At 62.9% G+C, this 6,962-nt stretch carries 5 protein-coding genes; 3 read left to right on the top strand and 2 right to left on the bottom strand.

The genetic code is table 11. The annotated features are described in order from the left end of the window. The coding region (rdgC, locus tag L995_RS10225; RefSeq protein ID WP_047471382.1) for a recombination-associated protein RdgC at positions 1–186 on the bottom strand (186 nt) is incomplete at its 3' end. Positions 187–496: 310 nt separating this feature from the next. On the opposite strand from rdgC, the gene L995_RS10220 reads away from it, so the two are divergent. Further along, positions 497–1,042: a Spy/CpxP family protein refolding chaperone gene (locus L995_RS10220; protein WP_047471380.1), complete on the top strand. Its 546-nt coding sequence runs from the start codon at positions 497–499 to the stop codon at positions 1,040–1,042. A 176-nt stretch (positions 1,043–1,218) separates the two neighbouring features. After that, the gene (locus tag L995_RS10215; RefSeq protein ID WP_046984862.1) at positions 1,219–1,851 is read left to right on the top strand and encodes an acyloxyacyl hydrolase; all 633 of its coding nucleotides are present in this window, start codon (positions 1,219–1,221) and stop codon (positions 1,849–1,851) included. Positions 1,852–3,374: 1,523 nt separating this feature from the next. Here L995_RS10215 and dinG read toward each other — a convergent pair. Beyond that, positions 3,375–5,549, bottom strand: a complete 2,175-nt coding sequence (dinG, locus tag L995_RS10210) for an ATP-dependent DNA helicase DinG (RefSeq protein ID WP_082001529.1) — start codon at positions 5,547–5,549, stop codon at positions 3,375–3,377. A gap of 816 nt (positions 5,550–6,365) precedes the next feature. On the opposite strand from dinG, the gene L995_RS10205 reads away from it, so the two are divergent. Continuing rightward, a partial coding sequence (locus L995_RS10205; RefSeq protein WP_047471375.1) for an HlyD family efflux transporter periplasmic adaptor subunit occupies positions 6,366–6,962 on the top strand: 597 nt, incomplete at its 3' end.

Raw genomic sequence — 6,962 nt, 5'->3', positions numbered from 1 at the left:
CCACTGATTGGCCACGGACTCGGCCAGCGGGCCATGGGGCTCGCCGCGCGGCGGCACCCAGCCGGCACTGCGTTCCTGCGTGGCGCCGCACTCGGCAAACGGGCTCTTGCCCAGGGCTTCTTCAAGCTGCTGCAAATCGCCCTGCCAGCTCTCGGCAATGCGATAGACGATCATGTTTTTGAACATAGCGAACCTTTGCTCGGACGGACTGCGGCTGCGCCGCAGCAGGGGTGTGCAACACCGGGCTGCGCCGCCTCCATCCAGAGGGAGAAAACAGAAAAAACAGCAGGGGCGCCATGCCTTGGCGCCCCGCCCGGTCATTGTGCATGCCTGGCGCCAGACAGCGCTGCACAAGCTTGTCAATTCTTTACAAGCCCTGCGCAAAACCACACGGCCCCGATACATCGGACGACCACACTTCAACCATCCGCTGCACAGGGCCCGCCAAGTGCCTTGACGGCGGCCTTCAGTCACCCTCTCCAGAAAGGATTTTGGAATGACCACCACCTTCCGCCGCACCCTCGCCAGCGCCGCAGCTGCCACCGCCTTGCTGGCCTCGTTCGCCCTGCCCTCGTACGCCCAGACCGCCGCGCCGGCAGCACCGGCTGCAGCCACCACGCCCAAGCCCGAACGTCCCATGCACAAGCCCGGCGAGCGCCGCGAACACATGCAGCAGCGCATCGCCAAGCTCAAGGCCGACCTCAAGCTCACGCCGCCCCAGGAGACCGCATGGAACACCTATGCGGCCACCTTCAAGCCCGGCGAGCGTCCCCAGCGCATGGAGCGCGAGGACTTCGCCAAGCTGACCACGCCCCAGCGCATCGACAAGATGCGTGAAATGCGCGCCCAGCGCGCGGCCGATGCCGATCGCCGCGGCGAAGCCACCAAGGCCTTCTACGCCCAGCTGGATGCCAGCCAGCAAAAGACCTTCGATGCCGCCACGCTACACAAGGGCCACCCCGGCCACCACGGCATGAACCACGGCCCGCGCCATGACCACAAGAGCGGCCAGGCCCGCCCTGCCCCTGCACCCGCCCAGTAAGCAGCCACCTGGCCTGCCCGCCACCAGCGGGCAGCCGGATTGCTTGCGCCAGCCCTTGCACGGACGCCTTGTCGGGCGACCGACAGTGCAAGGGCTTTTTTGCTGACGCCCCGGTCTTCACCAGCCTCCCTAGAGTGCTACAGGCACAGCAACGTGTGCCGCTCCCGGAGAAGATCATGGCCCTCAAAATCATTCAAACGACGCCATCCAGCTACCAGCGCCTCGCCAAGGCACGCATCCATCCGCCAGCACGCCTGGCAGCGACCGTGATGCTGGCCTGCGCAGGCGCTGTCCTGCCGATGGCGACCCAGGCGCAATCCTTGGCGCCGGAATCCACCCCTTCCCTGTACCTGCAATATGGCGCGGCCGAGCGCAGCGCCGACAGCTGGACCCTGGGCGTTACCGTGCCTTGGCGCAACTGGCGCCATGCGCTGTGGGGCGGCCAGCTCAGCGGCTACTGGGATATCTGGGGCGCGCGATGGTCAGCCCCCCTGGAAGGCAGCCACCGCAGCACCTGGGTGGTGGGCATCAATCCCACGCTGCGCTGGCGTGGCAGCAACGGACAGTCGCCCTGGTTTGCAGAAACCGGCGTGGGTCTGAGCTGGGCACTGAACCGGCGCTACGTCACGGACGAGAAGGAATTCCCGACCCGCTACAACTTCGCCACCCATATCGGCGTGGGCTACCTGTTTGGCAACCAAGGCCAGCATGAACTGGTGCTGAGGCTGGAGCACCATTCCAACGCTGGCATCAAGAAGCCCAACCCCGGCGAAAACTTCCTGCAGCTGCGCTACGCCCACCATTTCTGACCATCGCTGCAGCCCAGCCCCGACCACCCGCGAGGTGGTCTTTTTTTTGCCCGCTGCAGGCCTGTGGAAAAACCTGGGTGTAAAAACCTTGTAAATCCATGCTTATCCACATGATGGATGCATCGCGGAAAGTTGTTCCCAAAACGGGTGCAGCTGCAAGGCAGCATCCACCACAGGGTTTGCATACTCATAACTTATTGATTTTCCATGTGAAAAATCAGTTATCAACAATTAAGCGCTTCACTTACTACTACTACTAACTAAAAAATAGAAGAAATAGGAATAACAGCCGAGCTCGGTTTTTCACAGCACGAACGCCGATCTGGATAAAAAAAGCAGCCCCCTTGCCCAGGAAAAGCTGCTTGTCAACAGATCACAGCATGGTCAGACCCTGTGTTCATCCATGCATCACAGGTCTGCCTTCTGACTGGTAAACGCTTAAATTTCTTTTAAATCAATAACTTACGAGAAAACATCACAAAAAAAGCCTGTCATGTAAAACTGTGGATAGAAGATGATCAACTTTCAAGTTATCCACAGAAAAATCCGTGACATGCAATCTATCCCCGTTGGCAAGACACCGGGAACAGGGCGTTGACCACATGTTTTTCAGTACGCTAGATCCTTGTTTTTTTTAAGGTAATGGCAGTTATCCACAGAGATATCATGAATCTACTACTACGACTATTCTTTATAAGAAGATCAAAGAACAACCAAAGGCGAAGTCACGCCGGGAAGCCAAGGCAGCCAGGTTTGCCAAAAAAAACAGACGCGTGAGCTTGGCTGGAGCCAGGCATGTGCAAAGAAGGACTGCGCTCCAGCGAAATTGGCGCGCCTGTCTGCAAAAATCCGCAAGGCTCCTGGGCGATGGCCTTGCTCATGAAGACAAGACGTCACCCGTCACCCGGTTGGCATGCAGGTGAACGACGGCCTTTTTCACGCCTGGCTGTGAACAACCAGGGAAAACTTCGAGGAAACGGCGTCTCTCGCACGGGCACATGCGGACACGCCAGAGGCCGCCGTTGCTCATTCAAAAAAATTCAATCCTTGATCTGGGCCCTGCCAGCGGCCTGTGCATCCGAATCAGGAGCAGCTGATCCAGCACTGGCAAGGGCAATCACGAAAAGTGATGGCTGCAGCACTGCAGGGAGAAAGGATGGGAATCAGGCCGTCTCTCCAACGGCCCGCAGACAGCGCAAACACCAGGCAGATGCCAGGACCCCTGCAGGGGCGCCAAAGCGCTTCCTGGGGCCGCCTGATGGCCTGTGGGCCGAGATCTACGGGGGTGGTCGGCAGGTGTGGCCTGCGAGGTCGCGCAGGTCCTTTGAACCTGTTGCCGGGCGCCGCATGCATGAACGGATCCCGTGGAGTGAAGTTGCCCACAGGCTGTGTGCAAATGGCCTGTGGGCAATCGGGAGGATGGTTTTCAGGAAAATTGCCTGAAATCAAGGGCTTGTGTGGATGGGGGAAGGTGAAGGAAACGGAGAGGGGCTGGTTTCCCCGTTCTTTCCACAGCTTTCGTCTCAGCGTGCCGGGCGGCGCTGCAGGGCAAAGGGCGGCAGGCCCTTGAGCAGCTGCTGGCCATAGCTGGTGTTCACCAGGCGCCGGTCATAGCAGTAGACATGGGCCTGGTCTTCCTCGGTGCGGATGGCGCGGCCCACCCACTGGGCCAGCCGTATCGCCGTGGCCGGCACCACGAGTTCGTTGAAGGGGTTGCGGCCGCTGCTGCGCAGCCATTCGGCGCGGGCCTCGCCCACGGGGTCGTCGGGCGGGGCAAAGGGCAGCTTGGTGATGAACAGGGACTCGCACAGTGCGCCGGGCAGGTCCAGTCCCTCCCCGAAGGACTGCATGCCGAAGATGATGGAGGGCTCGCCCATCTCCACGGCATCGCGGTGGCGTGCCAGCAGCAGGGCGCGGGGCATGGCCGTCTGCACCAGCACCTGCGAGCGCATGGCCGTGGACAGCGCATCCACCGCCAGGCGCATCTGCTCGCGCGAGGTGAACAGCACCAGGGCGCCGGCCTGCACACGGGACAGGTCGCCCAGCAGCGCGCCCACCATCTCCTGGGTGAAGCGGGCGGCTTCCTTCGGATCGGCCACGGTTTCGCGCGCCACCAGCGTGCCCTGTCGCGCGTAGTCGAAGGGGCTGGGCACTTCCAGCGTGGTCACGGCCGCATCGTCGTGCAGGCCGGCCTCGCGCAGGAAGAAGTCGAATTGTCCACAGCTGGTCAAGGTGGCCGACGTGAGCACCGCGCCGCGCACCTGGGACCACAGGTGATGGCGCAGCGTGGCGCCGGGCAGGATGGGGCTGGCATGGGCCTTGACCACGATGTACTCGCCATCTGTCTCCAACGTGAACCATTTGGCATTGGGTACGCGGCTACTGTCGTCATCCTGCGCCGGCTGCTGCATCAGCAACTGGGCCGTGTCATAGACGGATTCCAGGCGGGGTGCCAGTGCGCCAACCTGTGCATAAGCTGTAGACAGCCTGCGTGCTTCCTCTGGATTGTCCTTGATGGCGGCGCGCAGCGCCTTGGAGATGGCGCGCAGCGCGTCCAGAAAGCTGTTGGCATGGTGGGCCGCCCTGCCCAGCGGCTCCAGCAGGGGCTCGGGCAGCATGCCGCGCGGCACGCGCACCCGGGCCGGCCCCCAGCTGTCCTTTTGTGACTTGAGCGTATCTCCGTACAGCTCCATCACCAGGCGCGCCAGTTCCTGCAGCTGCTGGCGCAGCTGGCTTGCATGGCTGGGCAGGTCGGCCAGTTCCTCCACTTCGACCAGGGTATTCACGCGCAGGGCGCGGCTGGTCAGCTTGTCTATCCAGCCCAGGCGGCTCAGGTCCATCTCGCCGGCGAACTGGCCCAGCGCCGTGGCGGGCAGATGGTGGGCTTCGTCCAGCACCAGAAGGCAGTTGTCCAGCTCGGGCAGCAGCCGCGCGCCCAGGGAGGACAGCAGCAGATCGTGGTTGGCCACGATGACCTGGGCGGCCACCAGGTCCTTGCGGCGCTCGTAGTAGACGCAGTTGCTGAAGGCCGGGCAGTGCTTGCCCGTGCAGGACGAGGATTCGGCCGCCACGGGGCTCCAGGCCTCGGCCTCGGGCGGGGGTTCCAGCGAGTCGCGGTCGCCGTCCCAGGCCTGGCTGGCCAGCGCGTTGGCCATGCTTTTGTAGAACTGCATGCGCGCCTCCAGCTCCAGGGCCGGGCGTGCCACGCGGCTTTGGGCCTGGGCCTTTTCCTCGGCGAACAGATCGTCCAGATCCTCGTCCTGGGCCTCGCCGGTGCTGGCCAGCCGCTCCAGCTTCAGTTTGCAGACAAAGCGGCCCCGGCCCTTGGCCAGCGCGAACTTGAAAGGCTGCTCCAGCTGCTGGGCCAGCGCGGGCAGATCCTTGTTCACCAGCTGTTCCTGCAGCGCCACGGTGGCCGTGGAAATCAGCACCCGGGTGCCGCGCGCCAGCGCCATCGAAATGGCGGGAATGCTGTACGCCAGCGATTTGCCCACCCCCGTTCCGGCCTGCACCACGGCAATGGACCGGGTGGGCTCCGGCGCGCCCTCATCGATTTTTCCCAGCTGGGCCTGGCTCAAGGTCTGCGCGACCTGGGCTGCCATTTTTCGCTGCCCCTCACGATTTCGGAACCCCGGGATGGCTCCGACCACGTCATCGAAGGATTTCAGGGCTTGGTCAGCCCATTTTTTTTCATGCATTTCGGCGTATTTCGACCAGATGGATCACTTTGGTCCGTCTGTTTATAAGGATTCGTACAGTGATATGTATTAAATAAGATGCGAAATCTTATGGAATACAGCGCACAAAGCGCGTTTTTCGTATGCCGTACAGCCTACAAGCTGCACGTCATATGGATCACTGCACCCGCCAATCGCATGTGCGTACAGGTGGGTATCGGTGGCCGGGATGGACATCTGTCCACCGGCTGTTCCTGGATTGTTCCCATGGCCGTTGATGGCTGTGCGCGTGGCTGCATCCACAGTCTTGCCCACAGCTGCCAGGGTGTGCGGCCTGTGGTCAATCTTGTGTGCATGCTGTTGGCATGCCTGTGGATTGATGGAGTGATTGTCGCGATTCATCGTTGATTTGCAACGAATTTTTCGCGGATTCAGGTTTGCTGCAATTTGCAGAAGGTGATGGAAGTTGTCACCACTGTGGAAAACAGGGCCTGTGCAGATCTCTGGCTTTGCAGGGTGCATTTTTCCCCGGGATATCCACAGGTCTGCCGCCGCTGCGGCCTGGCCTGGGTCCCACGCCAGGCGGCAGGTCCGGGGCCGCGCAGGCTGTGCGCCGCGGACCGCGCCGGATCTCGCAAAAGTCCGGCAAAGGCACAGACCATCCCCGCCGGGAACAGGTCCCGGGGGCGAGCCCAGGGCATGCGAGTGCCTTACCAAACGGTAATGAAGGCTTCACGCACGCCGGAAGATGCGTTTTCTAGCATCTGTTTCATCTCAGGAGACAAGGGTCGGCTCGCTGCAGTCCCTGCGCTCCAGGCATGGATTGAAGGGGCAAGAATGATCAAGACACTTGCGGGCCTGCCCACGGCAGCCCGGTTTCCGGCGGCCTCGGCATGCGCCGTCATCGCCGTGGCCTGCCTTGTGGCGGGCTGCGATGCATCCAAGGCATCGGCACAGAACGAGCCTGCCGCTCAGGCACCCGCGCCCGCCGGCGTGGTGCGGGTCAAGCCCGAGTCGCTGAAGATGCTGGACATCGCCGCGGTGGCCGATCCGCAGGGCACGCAGATGGCCTGGGCGCCGGCGCGCGTGACCTTTGCCGAGGACCGCGTGGCGACCGTCTCTGTGCCGCTGGCCGCGCGCGTGGTGTCGGTTCGTGCCCACGTGGGTGACATCGTCAAGGCCGGCGACGAGCTGGCCACCCTGGTCAGCCCCGAGGCGCTGCGCGTGCGCTACGAGGTGGAAGCTGCCCGCAGCGCGCATGACGTGGCCACCGTGGAAGTGCGGCGCCAGCAGACCATGGTGGACAAGGGCGTGGGCGTGGAGGTGGATCTGCGCGCGGCCCAGGCAAAGCTGCGCGAGTCGGCCCAGGAGCTGGCGCGTGCCCAGGGCACGTCGGCGCTGCTGGGGCAAGGCGGCGGCGACCGGCTGGTGCTG

It is taken from the genome of Delftia sp. ZNC0008 (assembly GCF_000799035.1).
GTDB lineage: Bacteria > Pseudomonadota > Gammaproteobacteria > Burkholderiales > Burkholderiaceae_C > Comamonas > Comamonas tsuruhatensis.
This window is presented reverse-complemented; position numbering and strand designations above follow the sequence as displayed.

Coding starts and splice junctions, on each gene's coding strand:
- L995_RS10220 (WP_047471380.1), top strand. CDS start 497: ATGACCACCACCTTCCGCCGCACCCTCGCCAGCGCCGCAGCTGCCACC.
- L995_RS10215 (WP_046984862.1), top strand. CDS start 1,219: ATGGCCCTCAAAATCATTCAAACGACGCCATCCAGCTACCAGCGCCTC.
- dinG (WP_082001529.1), bottom strand. CDS start 5,549: ATGCATGAAAAAAAATGGGCTGACCAAGCCCTGAAATCCTTCGATGAC.